General features: G+C 57.8%; 16 protein-coding genes and 1 CRISPR repeat array. Of the genes, 9 read left to right on the forward strand and 7 right to left on the reverse strand.

Going from position 1 to position 19,087, the window contains the following annotated elements; translation table 11 throughout:
- Positions 1–222: 222 nt before the first annotated feature.
- Together ACVWZ1_RS09950 and trpE are read right to left on the reverse strand one after the other, a co-directional pair.
- On the reverse strand, positions 223–1,053 hold the full coding sequence (locus ACVWZ1_RS09950; protein ID WP_457467132.1) for a phytanoyl-CoA dioxygenase family protein: 831 nt from the start codon (positions 1,051–1,053) through the stop codon (positions 223–225).
- Positions 1,054–1,056: 3 nt separating this feature from the next.
- Positions 1,057–2,577, reverse strand: coding sequence for an anthranilate synthase component I (gene trpE / locus ACVWZ1_RS09955; RefSeq protein WP_457467133.1), 1,521 nt, complete (start codon positions 2,575–2,577; stop codon positions 1,057–1,059).
- Between the two features lie 141 nt (positions 2,578–2,718).
- Here trpE and ACVWZ1_RS09960 point away from each other — a divergent pair, with 141 nt between their 5' ends.
- Positions 2,719–3,267: an NUDIX hydrolase gene (locus ACVWZ1_RS09960; RefSeq protein WP_011432186.1), complete on the forward strand. Its 549-nt coding sequence runs from the start codon at positions 2,719–2,721 to the stop codon at positions 3,265–3,267.
- A 306-nt stretch (positions 3,268–3,573) separates the two neighbouring features.
- The gene (locus tag ACVWZ1_RS09965) at positions 3,574–4,191 is read left to right on the forward strand and encodes a hypothetical protein (protein ID WP_414374941.1); all 618 of its coding nucleotides are present in this window, start codon (positions 3,574–3,576) and stop codon (positions 4,189–4,191) included.
- An 89-nt stretch (positions 4,192–4,280) separates the two neighbouring features.
- On the opposite strand, the gene ACVWZ1_RS09970 is transcribed toward ACVWZ1_RS09965, so the two are convergent.
- Complete coding sequence (locus tag ACVWZ1_RS09970; RefSeq protein WP_457467134.1) at positions 4,281–5,120, reverse strand: M23 family metallopeptidase; 840 nt, start codon at positions 5,118–5,120, stop codon at positions 4,281–4,283.
- Between the two features lie 277 nt (positions 5,121–5,397).
- Here ACVWZ1_RS09970 and cruF point away from each other — a divergent pair, with 277 nt between their 5' ends.
- Together cruF and ACVWZ1_RS09980 are read left to right on the forward strand one after the other, a co-directional pair.
- Positions 5,398–6,468 carry a gamma-carotene 1'-hydroxylase CruF gene (gene cruF / locus ACVWZ1_RS09975; RefSeq protein WP_457467135.1) on the forward strand — a complete coding sequence of 357 codons (1,071 nt, stop codon included), beginning with the start codon at positions 5,398–5,400 and terminating at the stop codon, positions 6,466–6,468.
- A 47-nt stretch (positions 6,469–6,515) separates the two neighbouring features.
- Entirely contained in the window at positions 6,516–7,556 is a 1,041-nt protein-coding gene (locus ACVWZ1_RS09980; RefSeq protein ID WP_457467136.1) for a threonine aldolase family protein, read from the forward strand.
- Positions 7,557–7,645: 89 nt separating this feature from the next.
- Here ACVWZ1_RS09980 and lspA read toward each other — a convergent pair whose 3' ends face one another.
- Positions 7,646–8,170 carry a signal peptidase II gene (gene lspA / locus ACVWZ1_RS09985; protein ID WP_457467137.1) on the reverse strand — a complete coding sequence of 175 codons (525 nt, stop codon included), beginning with the start codon at positions 8,168–8,170 and terminating at the stop codon, positions 7,646–7,648.
- Positions 8,171–8,235: 65 nt separating this feature from the next.
- Here lspA and ACVWZ1_RS09990 point away from each other — a divergent pair, with 65 nt between their 5' ends.
- A complete protein-coding gene (locus ACVWZ1_RS09990) occupies positions 8,236–8,361 on the forward strand; it encodes a hypothetical protein (RefSeq protein ID WP_457503283.1) in 126 nt (41 codons plus the stop codon).
- A gap of 69 nt (positions 8,362–8,430) precedes the next feature.
- Here the strand turns inward: ACVWZ1_RS09990 and ACVWZ1_RS09995 are convergent, their stop codons facing one another.
- Together ACVWZ1_RS09995 and ACVWZ1_RS10000 are read right to left on the reverse strand one after the other, a co-directional pair.
- On the reverse strand, positions 8,431–8,655 hold the full coding sequence (locus ACVWZ1_RS09995; protein ID WP_414332042.1) for a hypothetical protein: 225 nt from the start codon (positions 8,653–8,655) through the stop codon (positions 8,431–8,433).
- 156 nt (positions 8,656–8,811) lie between these two features.
- Positions 8,812–9,615: an ABC transporter permease gene (locus tag ACVWZ1_RS10000; protein WP_457467138.1), complete on the reverse strand. Its 804-nt coding sequence runs from the start codon at positions 9,613–9,615 to the stop codon at positions 8,812–8,814.
- A 166-nt stretch (positions 9,616–9,781) separates the two neighbouring features.
- Here ACVWZ1_RS10000 and ruvA point away from each other — a divergent pair, with 166 nt between their 5' ends.
- From ruvA to ACVWZ1_RS10020, 4 genes are all read left to right on the forward strand, one after another.
- Positions 9,782–10,396, forward strand: a complete 615-nt coding sequence (ruvA, locus tag ACVWZ1_RS10005) for a Holliday junction branch migration protein RuvA (protein ID WP_414416864.1) — start codon at positions 9,782–9,784, stop codon at positions 10,394–10,396.
- A complete protein-coding gene (gene nadD / locus ACVWZ1_RS10010) occupies positions 10,393–11,001 on the forward strand; it encodes a nicotinate-nucleotide adenylyltransferase (protein ID WP_414409330.1) in 609 nt (202 codons plus the stop codon). The genes ruvA and nadD overlap by 4 nt, the downstream gene beginning before the upstream one ends.
- Positions 11,002–11,588: 587 nt before the next feature.
- Positions 11,589–12,289: direct repeats of the CRISPR family, unit length 35 nt; unit sequence GAGGTATTTATGGTTTCCAATTTCTAGGGATCCCC.
- Positions 12,290–12,645: 356 nt separating this feature from the next.
- Positions 12,646–13,710: a polyamine ABC transporter substrate-binding protein gene (locus ACVWZ1_RS10015; RefSeq protein WP_148202683.1), complete on the forward strand. Its 1,065-nt coding sequence runs from the start codon at positions 12,646–12,648 to the stop codon at positions 13,708–13,710.
- 89 nt (positions 13,711–13,799) lie between these two features.
- A complete protein-coding gene (locus tag ACVWZ1_RS10020; RefSeq protein ID WP_041436191.1) occupies positions 13,800–13,943 on the forward strand; it encodes a chlorophyll a/b-binding protein in 144 nt (47 codons plus the stop codon).
- 182 nt (positions 13,944–14,125) lie between these two features.
- Here the strand turns inward: ACVWZ1_RS10020 and ACVWZ1_RS10025 are convergent, their stop codons facing one another.
- On the reverse strand, positions 14,126–18,715 hold the full coding sequence (locus ACVWZ1_RS10025; RefSeq protein WP_457503285.1) for a GAF domain-containing protein: 4,590 nt from the start codon (positions 18,713–18,715) through the stop codon (positions 14,126–14,128).
- Positions 18,716–19,087: the final 372 nt, after the last annotated feature.

The raw sequence follows: 19,087 nt of genomic DNA on the forward strand, positions 1-19,087 counted from the left end.
TTGGCTTGCCAACTGCAGGGCTACCGTTCGCGCCAGCGGGCCGGAGGCCTTAAGCCCGCCCTGTACTGCGAAGCAGTCAGGGTTGGGTAGTTTACCACTGCACCTTTCTATAAATGGGTGGAGCGATACTCACATCCTATCAGGAGACGGTAGCTTATCCCTAGGCATAAATGCCGGGGCCTGAGCCGCCGAGTTTTCGGTCAGCTCGCAGTTCCGGGCCGTCTACACAATCTGTGCCGTCACGAATAGGCGCTGATGCTCGGCTGGGATCCGCTCTTTCTCTTGGGCCGGGATCACCAGGGGAGGTTGCTGAGTGTAATTGATGGGATCCCGAAACCAAGCGCGGCTGTAGGTGTTGTAGAGAAGAGGACGGGGAGCGGGCGAGCGATTGGCCCGACCCAGGTGAATCAGGCGGTAGTCAAACAGGAGGCAGGATCCCTTGGCCAGGGGCGGATCGACAAAGGGCATCTGCTGGGCCAGCTCGGTATAGTGGGCATCGAAGACCGCATGGCTGCCGGGCCAGAGACGGGTCATGCCGTTCTCTTCGTTGACCTCCACCAGAGGAATAAGCAAATTCAGGGCATAGCAAGGAATGATTGCATCCAAGGTCTCGTCGCCAAACAGATGAGACAGATCCCGGTGAACTTGTTGATCGGCGGATCCCGGCAGAGAGACCACCGCCCCCAGCCCGCTCAAGATCAACTCCGGCCCCAAAATCCGCTTCAGGATGGGCAAGATCAGAGGATGGGCATAGATGAGGGGATCGTTGAAGGGGCCCTCCAGGCGAACCGTTACCATCACCCGTCTATTGCCCACTAACAGGGCATCGGCGTGGTTTTCGTGGGTGCAGTAGTGGCTGTAGGTGGCCAGAAAGCTGCTGTGCAACTTGTCGATGAGCTCGGGGGGAAAGATCTCCGGCAACACCAGATAGCCCTCTGTGGAAAACAGTTCAAAAGCCTGCTCTACGGTCTCTGGATCCGGCTGCTGGAGCTCCTGTAAGGACTCCGTCCCGCTGACGCGAACCGCAGGGCTGAAGCGCAACTGGGCCAACATGGGCTAGGTCTCCTGCAAACTGGCCACAGCCATTAACATGCCCCGCGCTTTGTTCAGACATTCTTGGTATTCCCGCTCCGGATCCGAGTCGGCCACAATACCTGCCCCGGCCTGCAAGCTCACCTGGCCCTGATGAACCAGCAGGGTGCGGATGGTGATGGCGGTGTTCAGTTGGCCGGAAAAGTCGTAGTAGCCATAGGCGCCGGCATAGGGCCCGCGGCGGCATCCTTCCAGCTCATGAATAATCTGCATGGCGCGGATTTTGGGGGCACCCGTAACGGTTCCGGCGGGGAAGGTGGCCCGCAGCAGATCCCAGGCGCTGTACTGGGGATCCAGCCGCCCCACCACGTTGCTGACAATGTGCATCACATGGCTGTAGCGCTCGATCTGCATCAGGTCATCCACCTGCACAGATCCCAGTTGGCAGACCCGTCCCAGGTCGTTGCGGGCCAGATCCACCAACATCACATGTTCGGCCCGTTCTTTCGGATCTGCCAACAGCTCTTGCTCTAACTGCCGGTCTTCCTGAGGGGTGGTGCCACGGGGGCGGGTGCCGGCAATGGGGCGCACGGTGGCGATGCGGTCTTCTCCCACCCGGCTGAGTTTGACCATCACCTCTGGGCTGGAGCCGATGAGGCAGAGATTCCCAAACTGCAAAAACGCCATATAAGGGGAAGGGTTAATCAGCCGCAACGAGCGGTAGAGGCAAAAGGGATCCCCCGCAAAGGAGATGGTAAACCGCTGCGAGAGCACTACCTGGAAGATATCTCCGGCGCGGATGTAGTCCTTAGCCCGTTCCACCGCTTGGCAGTAGGCCGGGCGGCTCAGGGTGCTGGGAGGGATTTGTTCGCGCCAGCGGGACGGAGTCCTTTCCGACAGGTGGGGCTTCCAGTTGAGGTGCAGATGGGCCAGAGAAAGAGGAGCGCTGAGCTGCTGCATCAGCTTTTCCACCCGCCGGCAGGCTTGGGCATAGGCTTCCTCAGGAGCGTGGTGACGGGTATCGGCGAAGGCCACCACCCAGATCTTGCGCTTCACCTGGTCGAAGAGCAAAATGCTGTCCACCTGCATAAAAACGGCGTCAGGAGGATCCCCCGGCTGCAGGGGGTGGATGGGCACCTTGGGTTCGACCCAGCGAATCAGCTCATAGCCCCAGTAGCCAAATAGCCCGCCAATGCTGCTGGGCAGTTCCGACAAATGCACCGGCTCATAAGGCTGCAAACAGCGGGCCAAAATTGCGAAGGGATCCCCTTGGTGGTGCTCCTGTCGGCCATCGCGGTATCGCTGTAGCGCCTGATCCCCGCGTATTTCCAAAACCCACAGGGGATCGCAGCCCAAGAAGCTGTAGCGGGCCACCTGTTCCCCCCCCTCCACCGACTCCAGGAGAAAGTTGTAGGGCTGGCCAGCACAAACCCGATACCAGGCAGAAACCGGCGTTTCCAAATCCGCCACCCATTCCTGGTACACCGGGATAAAGTTGCCCTGCTTGGTGAGGGCAAGAAACTCCTTCAAGGGGGGGTAAATCATGGCCTGCAACTTTTGTGCTTTCCCTGACTCTACCCCAGACAGGGAATCCCAAGGGCGTTGTGGATCCCTCTGGATGGCCCGGTTGCAACAGCGCCGGAAACCATTAAGCTGAGAGCGGCTCTACTCTCGAGAACCCTTGCCATGCAAAACCCATCTCAGGTGATTCGTGAGCGCCTCCGCTATCAAGGCCACAAATACACCTTCGTCAGCCAGCGTTTGCGTTTTCCCAACGGCAAAGAGGGAGAGCGGGAGTACCTCATCCATCCTGGCGGGGTGGTGGCAGTGCCCGTCACTGCAGCAGGCAAGTTCGTCTGCATTCGTCAATATCGCTTTGCGGTTGCCTCCTACCTTTATGAATTTCCGGCAGGCACAGTCGAGCCAGGGGAGCATCCCGATGACACCATTCGCCGCGAGCTGGAAGAAGAAACGGGCCTGCGTGCCCATCGCTGGGATCCCCTTGGCCAATTTTATTTGTGCCCCGGCTATTCCAGCGAGATTATGTATGCCTATTTGGCGCGGGAGCTGGAAGTGCTGGATTCCCCTCCCGATAAGGATGAGGATGAAGATATTACCGTAGTGGAGTTTTCTGCTTCTGAGCTTACAGAAATGGCCCGTTTGGGAATGGATTTGGACAGCAAGTCCATTGCCTGCTTTTGGCGGGCCCAATTGTTTTTGGCTGCCGAAAAATAGAGCCCTCCGTCGGGGGGGGCTGCCCCTTGCTCCTGGGGGATCCCTTTCCAATTGGCGGGGCGTCGTTCCAAGCCGACTTTGTTGGCTACAGAGGAAGCTCCAGGCTTTTCACCCTAACTTGGTAGCCCATTGCCAGGCGAGATCAAGGTGAGATCGAGGTTGCGTTCGACATAAAAGGGATCCCTGTATCCCGGCTGTTTGGTTGACTGGGAGAACCTTGGAGTCCTTTAGAATTTTAGGGGCGAGGAGTGAGGAAATATGCGGAAGCTGTTGTGTTCCTGTGGTCGAATAGCCTGGGGAGCGGCCTTGGCTGCCACTCTACCGGTTGCTGCTGTTCCTGCCTATCCCCAGCCTGTGCTTCCGCTGCTGCCGGTTCCTTCTGAGGGCGGCGCTGCTCGAGGTGGGGTTGTGGCTTTATTCAATCAATCCATTTGGTGGGATTTTATTCGCGGCAATCGCGGTGAAAACCTGCGCCTGTTCCCGGCCAGCCTAACCTCTCCATCTCGCCAGGATGTGGTGGCTGTGTTTCAGATTCAGCGGCAGCCCACCGTAGAGCCGGTGGTGCGCGTTCTCAGCTTCGAGCATCAGGGGGGGTATAGCTTTCGTCTGCTCCACACGGCTGAGCCGATCCCAGGGCGGTTGGTGGAGGCTCACCTGCGCACGGACATTACCTCCAGCCCACAGCCCAAGTTGGTGCTCCTCACCGAGCGAGGGGGCATCAGCCTGCTGCGCTCTGTCTTGGTCTTGGAACACCGGCCTGAGGGACTTGTGCCACTGCTGAGCGTGACGGATCTGAGCAATGCCAGCCTGCGGGTCAGCCCGCAAGGGATCCTGGTCATCTCAAGCCCGCCCGGTGCCAGCCGTGACTTGAGGGCTACCCTCTACCAATGGGAGGGGGATGGCTTTGTCCGTCGAGATCTATAAGTCCATCATCTGTTGTGACTGTTGTGAATCTGCCTGTCAATATCCATCTTTGTCAGCGAGGTCTCGCGCGGAGCGGATGTCCGTCTCGGCTATCGCTGCCCTTGCCAGCAAGCTCCCAAACTGGGGGCTTGTCCCACCTGCCAAAGGAACAGGCTTTCGGCCCCAAGGGGATGAATGCTCCAGGGATCCAGGCCAGACCCAAACCACCCGTAGGGATCGACGGCAGCTGGTTGGCCGGAGTTGGTGTTGTCGAAGCGACGCACCTCGAAATGGAGATGGGGCCCGCTGGCACAGCCGCTGTCTCCCGATAGGCCGATGACTGCTCCTGCGGCCACCACTTGCCCCTCCTGCACCCCGATTTGACTGAGGTGGGCGTAGAGGGTCTCCCAGCGGGGAAGTGCTCTCCCGTCTGTTCTCTCCCCCTCCGAGAGTTCTGGCTCGTGCAGAAGGCGCACCCGCAACCCCCTGACCAGCCGGCCCAAGCTGGGGCAAAAAAACTCCGGCTCCTCGCGGGCCACGGTGACCCGTCCTGCGGCAGCAGCCAAAATCGGGGTTCCCACCGGCATCTCCCAGTCATAACCGGCATGGCCATCGCTTTTGCCACACGGGTGCAGCGGGCCAGGGATCCAAACTTGGCCTTGCCCACTCACAAACCGTCTGTTGCCATCCCTCTCCCCCAAAGGCAAGTCATGGTCGAAGAGGTTGGTGACAGGAAATTCCCCAACAAAGGGCTTGTGCAAAAACGGCCACTGGGGCGGCGGCGGATCCCCATAAGCAGAACGATATTTTTCCAGCTCCAGCCGATAGTCTTCCAGATCCTGACGCTGGGCGGGATCTTCCGTGTGCTGCTGCAACAGATCCACCAGCTGCAGGGCCTGAAGCCAGTCCTGGCGCTCCACAGCACGAGCCAACTGGGCGTACACCCCCACCCGGGATCCCTGCGGCGAAGACGGGGAGGAGACCTGAGGAAAAACGGGCGATATGTTTACGAATTGATACAATAGACAGCAAAATATCAGCAGTGTCACCGTTAGCGGTGGTGACATCCCTGCCCAGAGGGCCATCCCAAGTAGGCCGGCCTGCAAGCAAGCGGGCTTGTTCTTGGCTTTAGGCTCTCTCTTGGGGCCATCCGCTTTTTCCCTCAGCTGCCGTATGGGTTGCAAGGAGACAGAGCGGCTTCGCTTAACCACTCTTCGGGAGTTTCTCATGCGTTGGTTCTCGTCCTCTGGTGTTCTCGTCAGCCTGCCTTTCCAGTCTTCTGTTGGGCGAAGTGTTCTGCCCCTGTCTGGCTCGATTTGGCAGCGGCTGGAGGCCTTAGCTCTGGGTTTGCACATTCTGTCTTTGCTTTTTGGGTTGGCAGGGTTGCTCTGGGTTGTACCCCATCCTGAGTGGGTGGCCAGTTTGCCCCCCATTGGCATTCAAGCTTTCTCCTTGAGCATGGGCAATGGCGGCGTGGCCTACATGGTGTTCGGTGCGCTGGCGGCAGCTCTGATGGGATCCCGGCTGTTGGGGATGCGGCGCCTGTTGATGTTTTTGATCCCGGCGGTGGGCATTTCCTTGGGCAGTGAGCTGTTGGGTACCAGCACTGGGATCCCTTTTGGCAACTACGGCTACCTGAGTGGGCTGGGCTACAAGATTGCCGGTTTGGTGCCTTTTACCATCCCTCTGTCTTGGTTTTATGTGGGGTTGTCGTCCTACTTGTTGGCGCGTGTGGCTCTGCAAACCCAGCGCCACTGGCTGATTCACTTCGAGGCCATTATGTTGGGGGCGTTGCTGCTCACCGCTTGGGACTTCGTGCTGGATCCGGCCATGACCCGCGGCTTGATCCCGTTTTGGACGTGGTTTCAGCCGGGGCCCTTCTTCGGCATGCCGTTGCAAAACTTCGGGGGTTGGATGCTGACTGGGGCTGCCTTCATGACGGTGGCCAATCTGCTGTGGGGCGAGGATCAACCCATCCTTGACCGCCGCCAGTTGGTGGGGCCGCTGGTGCTCTATGTAGCTAATTTTGCTTTTGCCCTGCTGATGAGCCTGGGCTCCGGCATTGTTGCGCCGGCGGGGCTGGGCCTGTTGTTGGGGTTGGGGCCCGCTTTGGGGTTGTGGTGGAGTGCAAAGACCCCATCCCGCTATTGCGAAAGGACTCCGTCCCGCTATCGCGACCAGCCTGAGCCGCCTTCCCATCCCCAAAAGGACTCTGTCCCGCCATTGCAAGCGGTCGAGGGAGAGGCAGGTCGGGACTGGGATACTTTGGAGGATCCCGGTTGGGTTGGCGCGAAGTAAGCCGGCCCTAACCCTTCCTCGGCGAGATCCCTTGGGTTGTCCATGCCATGAACTTTTGCAGCGACAATGTTACAGGCGCTTGTCCTGAGGTGATGGAAGCCCTGTTGGCCCTCAACCGGGGATCCGCCATGCCCTATGGAGGAGACGAATGCACAGCGCAGGTGCAGAGGCTCTTTGCCGAGATCTTTGAGCATGAAGTGGCGGTGTTTCCGGTGGCAACGGGATCTGCTGCCAACGCCTTGGCCCTTTCGGTGCTCACCCCGCCCTACGGGGCGATTTATTGCCATCCCGAGGCCCACATCAATCTGGACGAATGTGGAGCGCCAGAGCTGTTTACAGGTGGGGCCAAGTTGGTGGGGATCCCCGGAGAGCAAGGCCGTATTGACTGGGGCAACTTAAAAGCAGCCCTGGAGCGGGCGGGGTTTGGGGTGGTTCATCACGTGCAGCCTGCCTGCCTCAGCCTGACGCAAGCCACTGAGGCCGGCACCCTCTACTCCTTGGAGCAACTTGGATCCCTGGCGGATTTGGCCCATCACTTTGGCCTTAAGGTGCATATGGATGGGGCCCGCTTTGCCAATGCCCTGGTTAGTTTGGGTTGCACCCCTGCCGAGATGACCTGGAAAGCGGGGGTGGATGTGCTGTCCTTTGGGGCCACCAAAAATGGGGCCTGGGCTGCGGAAGCGGTGGTGTTTTTTCATCCAGATCAGGTGGGCGATTTTGAGTTTCGCCGCAAGCGCAGTGGCCATCTGGTTTCGAAGATGCGCTTTTTGTCTGCCCAATTGCAGGCTTATCTCCAGGATGGGGTGTGGCTGCGCAATGCTCGCCATGCCAACGCGATGGCCCAACGGTTGGCGCAGGGACTGGGATCCCTGCCGGGAGCCAAGTTGGTGTATCCTACCGAGGCCAATGAGGTTTTTATCGAGCTGCCGGAGCCGGTTCTCCAGGCCCTAGAGGGAGCGGGGTTTCGGTTTTACCGCTGGCTGGGGGAAGGTCACCACTTAATCCGCCTGGTGACGGCTTTTAACACTTTGCCCGCAGATGTCGAGCGCTTCTGCCAGGTGGCTCAGCAAGCCAGCCGTTTGCAATAGGCGGACGGAGTCCTTGCAGCTGACCAGGGATCCCCCTTGCCAAGGACATGAGCATCCCAAGGGATCCCTGAAGGCTGTTCATCGGCTGGTCAATCCTTAAAGTGGGTGCTGTCGCGACTGGGCTTTTTCTCCAAGCGAGGCGAGGTAGCAGTCGATCCCGTTTTCTTTGAGTTGTCCTGTAGCAAACCGATCAGCAGGCAGGCCACCCCGAGGTTGATGGCCACATCCGCCACGTTGAATACCGGAAAGCGAATCCAGATCAAATTGAAAAAATCCACCACATAGCCGTTGACGAAGCGGTCGATGCCGTTCCCCACCGCTCCTGCCCACACCAAGCCATAGCCCGCCTGTTCCCAACGGCTCAGGATCCCGCCGCGGATGGCCAGCAGCCCCAATGCCAGCGCTACCCCCAACGAGATCCACTTCAAGAGCTCTGCCGAATCTTCAAACAGGCTCCAAGCAGCGCCGGTATTCTCCACGTAGGTGAGGTGAAACACCCCTGGCCACAGCTCAATCTCTGGCCCCGGCAGCAGCCGTTCTACCGCCCAGCGCTTGGTCGCCTGATCCAAGATTACCCCCAGGATCCCGGCCAGCCAAAAGCCTTTGTTTTTCATGTCGTCTTGGCCTCAATCACGTCCACCGGCAAGAGCGCCCGGATGAGCACTTTTCCCATCCTGACATGCCGCTCTTCTGTCGGCTCATTGCCCAGAAGCTCAAGGGCGGAGCCTTGGATCCAAGGTTGGGCCTGCGGCGGGATCCAACACCGGTGAGTGGCCTCAGAAGCGATTGGCCGCCTCTGGCTTGAGAGGAGCAGCAAGAAAACCGTCCAGCTTAGGCAACTGGACGGGGATCCCCTGGGGGTGGACAGGATTGGCTACCGACCCTGCTGCTCCAGGGAGCGGCGCAATTCACTGGCCATCTGCATAAACTCTTGCGGATTGCCCGCCTTGCCGTAGGAGGAGCGATCTTGAACCTTTTTGCCGCTGCCTTGGCGGGTGCGGGTGCTGAGCAAAGCGCTGGCCATTTCCATGAACTTGGCAGGATTTCCCTCGCTGCTGCCCCGCACGAGAGGGGCGCGTCCGGCACGAGTGACAGCCATAGATACCTCAATTTCAGAAATGAAATGCTTGTTACATTTTCTCACAAGGGATCCGCGATCAACCAGGGCCAGCGTTTCCTTGCTGTTACAGCGACTCCGGCCAATGCTTGGGGATCCTTCTAAGCCGCAAACCTTGCCTGAGGTTGGAAAGAGCCATCAGCGAGTTGAGGTTTTCTCTTGAGTCCAATGATGGGTCAGCCAAATGGGGAGCACCGTCAGGCCGATCACCCCCAGGGCCACCACGCTGATCACCGGGCGCTGCCGAGGCTTGGTGAGCTGGCTGAACACCCAGATCGGCAGGGTTTGCTGCTGGCCAGCGGTGAAGGTGGTGACGATGATTTCATCGAAAGACAGGGCAAACGCCAGCAGGGATCCCGCCAATAGGGCCGAGGCCAGTTCGGGCAGAAGGATGTAGCGAAAAGTTTGCAGGGGGTTGGCCCCCAAATCGGCAGAAGCTTCTAGCTGAGAGCGTCCCATGCGGCGAAACCGCGCCAGCACGTTGTTGTACACCACCACCAGGCAAAAGGTGGCATGGCCGATGACAATCGTCCAAAAGCTGAAGGGGATACCCAGCAAATGGATCGCCGAGCGCAAGGCAATCCCGGAGACAATGCCCGGCAAGGCGATGGGCAGCAACACCAAAAATGAGATCGTCTCGCGGCCAAAAAATCGGCTACGATAGACAGCCGCTGCCGCCAGGGATCCCAGCACCACTGCCACTCCGGTAGCCAGCAAAGCCACCCGCAAAGACAAAAACAAGGCCCGCCAAATATCGGCCCGCCCCCAAGCCACGGCAAACCAATGCCAGGTCAGCCCCGGCAAAGGGAAGCGCAAGGTCGCCTCATCGGGGCTGAAGGCATAAAGGACGATCACCAGCAGAGGAAGATGGAGAAAGAGCAGCACCCCCAGCGAGAACAGGATCCAAAGCCATTGGCCGATGGGAAAAGGGCGAATCGGCATGGATGAGGGAGAATACAGAGCTGGATGGGGAACAGTCTACAGGTAGAGAAATGGTCTGTGAAATAGCCTTGTAGGGAAGCAGCCTTTGGCAAGGACTTTAGATTGCTTGGCCGACTTTGGAGCTCCAGTCGAGCAGAGCATCCCAAACCCAGATTAAACTCGCAGCATGATCGCGTTTTTAAGCGGCCACCTTGTTGCCATCGAATGGGGAGAGCGCAGCAGCCTCACCGTTGAGGTGCAGGGGATCGGCTATCGCGTCAAGGCCCCAGGACGTTTTCTCAAGCAACTGCCTGCAGTGGGGGAGCCCGTCCGGGTGTTCACCCATTTGGTGGTGCGAGAGACCGAGCTGGTGTTGTACGGGTTTGGCTCGCCAGCCGAGCGCGATTTGTTTGTGGAACTCATCAAAGTCTCAGGGGTGGGGCCGGCTTTGGGCTTGGCCCTGCTGAATACCTTCGGCCTGCCGGAGCTGATTCAGGCGGTGGTGACCGAAAATGTGCGCCTGCTCTCCCTCACGCCGGGGGTAGGTCATAAAACGGCCCAGCGGCTGGCCTTGGAGCTGAAAACCAAGCTGGCCCACTGGCGACAGGGGATGGGGGTTGCGGATCAACCCTTGGCCGGGGGGCCGCCCATGCCTATCCGGGAAGAGGTGGAAATGGCCTTACTGGCCCTGGGCTACAGCACTCAGGAAATTCAGGCTGCCTTGCAAGCTCTGCCCACTCACCCCCGCCCAACGGAAGACTGGCTGCGGGATGCCATCACCTACCTGAGCCAGCAGCCATGAAGCACCGCCGCATTGCCATTCTGGGCGGAACCTTCAACCCTGTACACCACGGCCATTTGATCATGGCAGAACAAGCCCTTTGGCAGTTTGACCTGGATCAGGTGCTGTGGATGCCGGCAGGGGATCCCCCCCACAAGCCTCTGGCCCCTGGTGCCAGCAAAGCCGACCGCCTGGCCATGGTCAAGTTGGCCATTGCCGACCACGAGCGCTTCGCCTGCTCAGAGCTGGAGATCTGCCGTCCGGGGCGCTCCTACACTATCGAGACGCTGCGCACCCTCATCCAGGAGCAACCCAATACCCAGTGGTACTGGATCATCGGCGTGGATGCTCTGCGGGATCTGCCCCAGTGGTATCAAGCGGAAGAACTGGCCCGCCTCTGCCATTGGATCGTTGCCCCACGGGTGGATGCCGGCGATGCTGCCCAGGTGTTGCAGGCGGTAGCCGAAAAGTTGCCTATCCAAGCCCAAATCCTGGAAGCTCCTACCCTGACGCTCTCTTCCACTTACCTAAGGCAGCAAATCCAAAAGGGAAGGTCTATCCGCTACCTGGTGCCCCCTGCCGTGGAGCACTACATCCGGCAGCACCGCCTCTATCTGCAGCCCTAGTTTCCAATTTTTCCAATTTCTAGGGATCCCCCCGAAGGGGGAACTCCTGGAAAGCTGCACTACGAGTTGCCTAAACTCATTGTGTTTCCAATTTCTAGGGATCCCCCCGAAGGGGGAACGTGAGGACCTCTTTGCCTGGTGCACTCTTGACAATGATTTCCAATTTCTAGGGATCCCCCCGAAGGGGGAACGCTTTCTTACCTCGTTTAAGGGAGTATGAGCCTACGGAGATTTCCAATTTCTAGGGATCCCCCCGAAGGGGGAACTTTAGTCTAGCCTGCAATGTAGGATCAACATATGCACATTTCCAATTTCTAGGGATCCCCCCGAAGGGGGAACGGTGTTGAAGAAGGAGGTTCATCCGGCATTTAACACATTTCCAATTTCTAGGGATCCCCCCGAAGGGGGAACGAATCTTGTTCAGGTGCGGGATATAGAGGTATTGAATCACATTTCCAATTTCTAGGGATCCCCCCGAAGGGGGAACTGCAGCCTGTTCGTGGCCGGATCCCTGGTGTTCACGGGCATTTCCAATTTCTAGGGATCCCCCCGAAGGGGGAACCCCCTAACCTCCCCAACAAGACACCCAGGATTTTCCTATTTCCAATTTCTAGGGATCCCCCCGAAGGGGGAACTTATTGTTTAGTACTGCCGAGAGGAGGTATTTATGGTTTCCAATTTCTAGGGATCCCCAGGTCTTTACTAGGTAGGCCTAGAAGGGCATCGCGGAGAGGTATTTATGGTTTCCAATTTCTAGGGATCCCCAGTTGGAGGATTCTATGACTACTTTTGTTAACCTGACGAGGTATTTATGGTTTCCAATTTCTAGGGATCCCCGTCATCTTGGCCAAGCAGTCCCCAAATCGCTCTGAACGAGGTATTTATGGTTTCCAATTTCTAGGGATCCCCACCCAGGATTTTTCCTGGGTGTTGTTTCTACCCTGCGAGGTATTTATGGTTTCCAATTTCTAGGGATCCCCAGTGTATTTCTCAGAAACCTCTACTAGAGCGATTAATAATTGAGGTATTTATGGTTTCCAATTTCTAGGGATCCCCTAGCGGGGATCTTCATTGCACTTACCTCCCTTACTTGGGAAGAAATTGAGGTATTTATGGTTTCCAATTTCTAGGGATCCCCCTGCCGACCACGAGTTGTGATCATGATAGCCATAGTATTGAGGTATTTATGGTTTCCAATTTCTAGGGATCCCCCAGTCCGAATGGCCTCATCCAAGGCTTGGTACTGCTGGGCGGAGGTATTTATGGTTTCCAATTTCTAGGGATCCCCTCCACCCCTATTAAACCCAAGCAGGGCAAGGAATGCAAGACCCATTTGCGAGGGATCCGGAAAAAAGTCGGCAAAAAGAGCTGCGGCGAGGGGGTTTTGGGGCTGGAAAGCCTTGTGGCGCAAGGCATCGAGGGATCCGACGAAAGAATCGGCCTTTGCGGCTTTTGGCGGATCGCTCGCGGAGGCGTTGATACCGTTTGGGTGTTGTCTTGGAAACAAGGGTGAGTACCCGAGCCTCAACCGGAGTTTGCGGGGCTTGGCGATTGCCCAAGGCGTGCCCCCTAGCCGCGGGTGTAGCCGGCTGGGGGATGAAAGCAGATACGATGTTTTCAACTTTTCACAGTCGGAGAAATCTCATGAAAAAGTGGATTGCCTCGGCCACAACCCTGCTCTGCTGTGTGCTTGTCCTGGTTTTGTTTTGGCCCCACGTTACCTCTGCCCAGAGGCAGACCCTCAATCTCTACATCTGGTCAGAATACATCGATCCCGACATCCTCACCGCCTTTGAAAAAGCCACCAATAGCCGCGTGCTGGTCAGCGTGTACGAATCCAACGAAGACATGGTGGCCAAACTGCGGGGGGGTGGCACCAGTCAGTACGACATTGTTGTTCCCACCGACTACATTGTGCCCAACATGTTGGAGCTGGGGCTGCTGCAGCCTCTCAACAAAGAATTGATCCCCAACCTGAGCAACCTGGGCGAAAAATTTGTCGGCCTGCCCTTTGATCCAGAAAACACCTACACCGCCGCCTATCAGTGGGGCACCACCGGCATTGGCTACCGCAAAGACCGCCTGCCCGAAAACTTTGAACGCTCTTGGGGATTGATTTTCGACCCGCAGCAGCAGTATGGCCCCTTTGTGATGATCGACGAGATGCGCTCCATGATCGGCGCTGCTGCCGTTTACCTGGGCTTCGATATGAACACCACCGTTCGCTCTGAACTGCAGCAGATCCAGCAGCTTTTGATCGACACCAAGCGCCGCAGTGCCGGCCTAATTGGGGGCGTGGGGGGCAAAAACCAACTGGTTTCTGGAACGGCCAATGTAGCCATCGTCTACAGCGGCGATGCCCTGCAAGCTGCCGAAGAAAACCCCAACATCGGCTATTTTGTCCCCCGCGAGGGTGCCCACATTTGGCTGGATGTAATGGCCATTCCCGCCCAGGCCCCCAACCCCGAGCTGGCCAATCGCTTCATCAATTTCATCCTGGATGCTGAAGTCGGCGCTCAACTGAGCAACCACAACCGCTTCGCCACCCCCAACGCTGCAGCTCTGCCCATGATCAACCCAGAAGATCGGCAAAACCCGGCCATCTACCCTGACGAAGAGGCCCTGGCCAAACTCACCTACCTCAAAGTGCTGTCAGGGGAAGAGCTGCGCCTCATCGACGCCCTCTGGACAACCGTGAAAAGCAGCTAGGGATCCCTTGTTAGCTCTCGACACAAAACTTGACACTTTTTAATATCTGAGCCACATTAAAGATGTCACCTGTTGATGGAGCTAGAACCATGGAAAACCAAGAAGCTAAGTTTGGCTTTACCACCTTCGCCGAAAAATGGAATGGCCGTTTGGCAATGTTGGGCTTTGTGATCGGCGTTGCGACCGAGTTGCTGACCGGCCAAGGGATCCTCTCTCAAATTGGCCTGATGTAATCCCAGTAGACCTAAGACACTGCTGTAGATCTTTGCTGTAGATCTTTACAGGCCTGGCTGCGGCCAGGCTTTTGCATCGCTTCCGAATGCAACAGGCATGAAAATTTCTGCTGCATTGCTTCCTAACTCCCCTCTCTCTGGGAGAGGGGGTGGCCGCGGAAGCGGCGCCGAGCCTTTGGAATCTATCCTTCCAGATCTCGCAAGTACTGGCGGATATCGGCCAAGATGCGTTCTAGGTCTTCTGGGGCCTGGAGAGCGCGTGCCCATTCTAGGTCATGACCACCTTGGGATCCCTGCTGGGCCAGCGCTACCCCCAAGTGCTCCAGCTCGCGAACCACTTGGCAAAAAGCATTAGCTCCCACGTTGGAGCTGGCTCCTTTGAGGCGGTGGGCGACCCGCCGCATTCTTTCTGCGTCGTAACCGGCAATGGCTTGGCGCAGTTGCGGAAGCTGGGTTTCGCAATCTTGGATGAACACCTGCAATAGCTCTCGCTGAAACCCCCGATCCCCGCCGGAAACCTGATCCAGGTAGGCAGAGTCGATGGGGTAGGGCTGGGTGGGAGAAGAGGGATCTCGGCTCTCAGCGGGGGAAGCTGGAGAGGCTGCTTCAGAAGCGGATCCATTGGAGGATCCTGCTGCAGACTGGGCAATCACCTGGCTCCAGTGGTTGAGCAACCTTTGCAAATCTTCCTTCAGCACCGGCTTGCTGAGATAGTCATCCATGCCTGCCTGCAAGCAGCGCTCCCGATCCTCCTGCATGGCGTTAGCCGTGATGGCGATGATGACGGCGCGACGGCGGGATCCCTTCTCCAGTCTTTCCTGCTGGCGGATACGGCGGGTGGCCTCGTAGCCATCCATCACCGGCATCTGACAATCCATAAGAATGAGGTCGTAGCTGACCTTCTGCAGGAGATCCAACACCTCCTGACCGTTGGCCACCACATCGGCCATGTAGCCCAAGCTCTGGAGCTGGCGCAAAGCCACCTTTTGGTTGACGGGGTTATCCTCTGCCAGCAAAATGCGCAGGGACTGCTGGGGTCGGTCGGCCATAGGCGTCGTCTGAGAGAGAGGGGGGCCAATGCCCAAAAGAGAGGTGGAGAGGCCAGAAGATTTCCCCAGGGCCATGACCAGCGCTTCCTGCAGACGGCTTTGTTTTACCGGCTTAACCAAGTAGGCGGCAAAGCCGATTTCGGCAGCGCGGCGGGAGTGCTCCCCCAGTCCCAGTGAAGTCATCATCACCAGTTGCGTCTCGGCCAGTTGCGGATCTGCCTTGATCCAGCGGCCCAAGGTCTCCCCATCCACCTCTGGCATTTGCATATCCAAAACGGCCAGGGGGAAGGGTCTGCCTTCCCGAACGGCTTGGCGTAGCTTGTCCATGGCCTGATAGGCATCCTCGGCCTCTTCCACCACCATTCCCCAAGCCGCGGCCTGACAGCGCAGGATCTTGCGATTGGTGGCGTTGTCGTCCACCACCAACAGTCGCTTGCCCTGCAAATCCACCGGGATGCGAGCAGAAGGCTGGGAAAGCTGCTGGGCATAGGGCTGCCGCTCCAGGGTCAGCTCAACGCTGAAGGTGCTGCCCTGTCCCTCCTGGCTTTGCAACGAGATGGTTCCCCCCATCAGTTCTGTCAGTTGTTTGCAGATGGCCAAGCCCAGTCCCGTGCCCCCGTATTTGCGGGTGGTAGAGGCATCCACCTGGCTAAACGGTTGAAACAGCTTGCTCTGCGCCGCCGCCGGGATCCCGATTCCGGTATCTCTCACCGAGAGCTTGAGGTGGGCATGGGTAGCGGTTTCTTGCAGCACCTCCGCTTGGATCACCACCTCCCCCTGGTGGGTAAATTTAATGGCATTGCTCACCAAGTTGTTGAGGATTTGCCGCAGACGCGAAGCATCTCCCCGCAGGTAGCGCGGCACTTCCGGCGGCATAAGCACCGCCAGCTCTAACCCCTTGGCATGGGCAGTGGGAGCGAAAAGATCCGCCACCTCCTCCAGACACGAGCGGAGATCGAAATCCAAGATCTCCAGCTCCATTTCCCCGGCCTCCAATTTGGAGAAGTCCAGGATGTCGTTGATGAGGGTGAGCAGCGCATCGCCGCTGACGCGGATGGTCTCTACAAAGTCTCGCTGTTCTGCATTGAGGGGGGTCTCCAGCAGCAGGCCCGTCATCCCCAACACCGCGTTCATGGGGGTGCGGATCTCGTGGCTCATGGTGGCTAAGAAGCTGCTCTTGGCCTGGGCAGCCTGCTCAGCTGCTTTGCGGGCCTGCTCCAGCTCCAGGCTGCGCTTTCTCTCCCGCTCCAAAAGGGCTGCCTGGGTGAGGGCAATGCCAATTTGGTTGGCCAACTGCGATAGCAGCTCCATCTCAAACGGCTGCCACTGACGGGGCCCGGAGCACTGGTGGGCCAGCAACAACCCCCACAACTGCTGCTCCAAAAACAGCGGCACCACCATGTTGGCCCTGACCTGCATTTTTTGCAGCAGCTCTAGGTAACAAGGCTCCAGTCCTTCACTTTCCACATCGCTAACAACGCGAACGCGGCCCTGGCTGTAGAGCTGGGCGTATTTCTCCTGAAAGCAAGGATCCTCAATCACCTCTCCTGCCAGCGAGGGGATCCCTGGCTGAGTTTTCTCGTTGGAGATGATCCCAGAACCATCCGGCTGGAAGCGGTAGACCAAGACTCGGTCGGCTTTGAGCAGGGCTTGGATTTCTGTTACCGCCGTCTCTAGGATCTCGGCGATATCCAAAGATTCGCGGATCTTCAAGCTGAGATTGGCTAGCAACTGAGCCCGGCGGTTTTGCCGCTCCAATTCCTCTGCCGCTTTCTTCTGCTCGGTAATGTTGCGGAAGATGCCCCGCGTAGCCACCATCACTCCATCTTCAAAGCGGCAGTTGACATTGCCCTCCACCCAAACGGTTTCACCGCTGGCCGTGAGGAAAGCTGTCTCTACTCTCTCTACTTTCTCCCCCGATAGAAGCTTCTGGAAAAGAGCCTGGCAGTGCTCCCGGCAGTCGGGATGGAGAATGTCGAAGAGGGTCATTTGATAAACTTGAGCTTCGTCATAGCCCAAGGTCTCTTTCCAAGCGCGGTTGACGTATAAAAAGTGCCCTTCGGCATCCACGCTTTGGATGAGGTCAGTGGCATTTTCAAAGAGATCCCGGTAGCGCTCTTCGCTTTCTTTCAAGGCCAGCTCCGCCAGCTTGCGGTCGGTGATGTCGATGCCGGTGCCCATGACAAACTCCACCTCGCCGGCAGCGTTGATTAGGGCGGTGTTAGACCAAGAAATAAGCCGCAGTGCCCCTTGCTTGGTGCGCCAAAAATTCTCATGGCGATTCAAAAAGAGGGAATGATTGCCCTTGAGCTGTTCAAAAGCTTGCTTCACACCAGGCACATCTTCCGGCGGGATCAAACCCAAATCCCACAGTAGCCGGCCCGTGACTTCCGCCAGCGAGTAGCCAGAGAGTTGCTCAGCAGCGCGGTTGAAGCGCAAAATGTGTCCCTCAGGATCCAGAACCACCACCAGCGCCCCTGCTGTATCAATAACCGCGTTGGTAAAATCCCGCTCTTGCTTGAGGGATCGTTCTGCCTCTTCCCGCTCGGCAGTCTCCCGGCGGATGAGGAAGTAAACCGAGGCCAAAACCAGGTAAGTAAAAATGAGCCCGCCAAAAGCAATGAGATTGGTTCTAACCCAGGCAAACTGAAATTCCTGGCTGCGTTGCTGCAGAAGGCGATTTTCCTCCTGCTGGAGCACCAGGATCAAATCGGCAATTTGCTCCACCAACCTTGGCCCTTCGCTGCTTTCCAGGGCTTCCTGGGTGGCGAGTAGCCCCTCTTGCTCCCTCAGCCGGATCAAGTCTTGGATGACTCGTAGCCGTTGCTCCAGCAGCAGCTCTAGGCGCTTCAGACGCTCCTGTTGCAGGGGGTTGTCGACAGTCAGTTCCTGCAGCAGGCGCAGACGGGTAGAGATTGCTTCAAGGCTGTCTTGGTACTCACCGAGGTAGCGAGGATTATCGGTCAGAAGATAGCCACGTTTACCGGCTTCGGCGGCGCGGGTTTCCGCCAGCAATCCTTCCAAGTTTTGGATCACTTTTAGAGTGTGGGCCACTCGTTCTGTAAGCTGCGGCAGTTGAGAGGCATTCCGCTGAGCTGAGTAGGTGATCCCGCCCAAAAGCAAGGCAGCCAGGCCAAAACCGGCGGTAACTTTGAGGAGAAAGCGGTTTTTGCGGGCAGGTTTAGTATCCCCCGACTTAGGCAGCAGAGGCGTCTGAGCCAGTTCCCTCAAAGTACGGCGCAGCTCCAGTTGGGCCACCACCTGATGGGCCAGGGCTTGTAATTGCTCCAGTTGTTCTGGGGTCAGGTGCCGAGGCTGATAATCGACAACGCAAAGCGTGCCCAGGGCCTGCCCTTCTGGAGTTACCAGAGGGATGCCAGCATAGAAGCGGATGTGGGGCTCTTGCGTAACAAACGGGTTGTCGGCAAAGCGCGGATCCTGAGTGGCATCGGGCACCACCAGCGGCTCTCTAGGCGACAAGATGGCGTGGGCGCAGAAGGCCACATCCCGGGGAGTCTCCTGCACATCGACGCCGAATTTGGCTTTAAACCACTGGCGGTGTTCGTCGATAAGGCTGACCAGAGCAATGGGCGTGCCGCAGATGTAGGCGGCAAGGCGGACGAGTTCGTCAAAGCTGTTCTCAGGAGCGGTGTCCAAAATCTGATACTGCCGCAGGGCAGCCAGCCGCTGCTCTTCGTTGGGAGGGAGGGGGGCCTTAGGCATAGGTCAAACTAAGCGGAGAGGAAGGGTTCCGATCCACCGATCTCGGAGGTCGATAGTCTCAAGGTAAAAGAGGTAACCCCAGCATAACTTCCAAGCCTCTCCACCGGAAGCTACAGGGATCCGATCCCCAAGCTTGCTTCCTGTTGGATTAGTTCGCTACATTTTCACCACGCCTGCGTCAGCTACTCTAGCTCCTGCAAACGAGCCAAAATAAGGGTCTGAGCCGTGGCCCGTCCAGAGCCGCCGCGGGCAGAAGGGAAAAAGACTTACCGGATCCCAGTTTCAGTATTTATACTGATGTCAAAGATGAGAAAGCTCAATAAGCATCCTCTGATGCATTTGGTTTCACTCACCCTATAAATAATCAAATCC

It is taken from the genome of Thermostichus sp. MS-CIW-25 (assembly GCF_054060015.1).

Coding starts and splice junctions, on each gene's coding strand:
- ACVWZ1_RS10020 (WP_041436191.1), top strand. CDS start 13,800: ATGGAAAACCAAGAAGCTAAGTTTGGCTTTACCACCTTCGCCGAAAAA.
- ACVWZ1_RS09995 (WP_414332042.1), bottom strand. CDS start 8,655: ATGGCTGTCACTCGTGCCGGACGCGCCCCTCTCGTGCGGGGCAGCAGC.
- ruvA (WP_414416864.1), top strand. CDS start 9,782: ATGATCGCGTTTTTAAGCGGCCACCTTGTTGCCATCGAATGGGGAGAG.
- ACVWZ1_RS09990 (WP_457503283.1), top strand. CDS start 8,236: ATGCCGCTCTTCTGTCGGCTCATTGCCCAGAAGCTCAAGGGCGGAGCC.
- ACVWZ1_RS09960 (WP_011432186.1), top strand. CDS start 2,719: ATGCAAAACCCATCTCAGGTGATTCGTGAGCGCCTCCGCTATCAAGGC.
- ACVWZ1_RS09950 (WP_457467132.1), bottom strand. CDS start 1,053: ATGTTGGCCCAGTTGCGCTTCAGCCCTGCGGTTCGCGTCAGCGGGACG.
- ACVWZ1_RS10000 (WP_457467138.1), bottom strand. CDS start 9,615: ATGCCGATTCGCCCTTTTCCCATCGGCCAATGGCTTTGGATCCTGTTC.
- ACVWZ1_RS10025 (WP_457503285.1), bottom strand. CDS start 18,715: ATGCCTAAGGCCCCCCTCCCTCCCAACGAAGAGCAGCGGCTGGCTGCC.
- trpE (WP_457467133.1), bottom strand. CDS start 2,577: ATGATTTACCCCCCCTTGAAGGAGTTTCTTGCCCTCACCAAGCAGGGC.
- ACVWZ1_RS10015 (WP_148202683.1), top strand. CDS start 12,646: ATGAAAAAGTGGATTGCCTCGGCCACAACCCTGCTCTGCTGTGTGCTT.
- nadD (WP_414409330.1), top strand. CDS start 10,393: ATGAAGCACCGCCGCATTGCCATTCTGGGCGGAACCTTCAACCCTGTA.
- ACVWZ1_RS09980 (WP_457467136.1), top strand. CDS start 6,516: ATGAACTTTTGCAGCGACAATGTTACAGGCGCTTGTCCTGAGGTGATG.
- cruF (WP_457467135.1), top strand. CDS start 5,398: ATGCGTTGGTTCTCGTCCTCTGGTGTTCTCGTCAGCCTGCCTTTCCAG.
- lspA (WP_457467137.1), bottom strand. CDS start 8,170: ATGAAAAACAAAGGCTTTTGGCTGGCCGGGATCCTGGGGGTAATCTTG.